The 633-nt window shown below is 69.2% G+C and carries 2 pseudogenes; one reads left to right on the top strand and one right to left on the bottom strand.

The features are described 5' to 3' along the window. A pseudogene (locus tag A5714_RS03915) lies at nucleotides 1-351 on the top strand (hypothetical protein); the annotation flags it as partial. A 3-nt stretch (nucleotides 352-354) separates the two neighbouring features. On the opposite strand, the pseudogene A5714_RS03920 reads toward A5714_RS03915, so the two are convergent. Beyond that, nucleotides 355-633: pseudogene (locus tag A5714_RS03920) on the bottom strand (hypothetical protein); the annotation flags it as partial.

Below are 633 nucleotides of genomic sequence, written 5' to 3' on the forward strand. Positions count from 1 at the left end.
CCGCACGACGGGGTGTTCACCGCCGCGCGGCTGGCCAAGGACGAGGGCGTCCCGATTTCCACCATCTCCTTCGGCACCAAGGGCGGCGAAATCGAGATGGACGGGCAGCGCGTCGCCGTGCCCGTCTCGACCGACCAGACCCTGCAGAAGATCTGCGAGATCACCGACGGCCAGTCGTTTCACGCCGACAGCCTGGACTCGCTGAAGAACGTCTACACGACCCTGCAGCGCCAGATCGGCTACGAGTCCGTGAAGGGCGACGCCAGCCTGGCCTGGATGCTGCTGGGCGCCGTCGCCATGGCCGGTGCCGTGCTGGCCGGGCTGCTGCTCAACCGCCGGCTGCCCGCCTGAGTCTCAGGTGGGCAGGCGCCGGTTGAGGACCAACGCCAACACCGTCGCGATCAGCGCCGCGACGACCCCCAGCCGCAACCAGCCGGCGCTGCCGGGGCCGGGCACCGTGCGGTAGCCGATCTCGTTCTCGATGGCGTTGTAGCTCTTGTTGAGCTCGGCGGCGTTGGTCGCGGTGTAGGCCTGCCCGCCGGAGAGCTTGGCGACGGTCTTCATCTGGTCGGTCGAGACGGGCACGGCGACGCGCTGCCCGTCCATCTCGATTTCGCCGCCCTTGGTGCCGAA

The sequence above is a fragment of the Mycobacterium sp. E2462 genome (genome assembly GCF_001672685.1).
Classification (GTDB): Bacteria; Actinomycetota; Actinomycetes; order Mycobacteriales; family Mycobacteriaceae; genus Mycobacterium.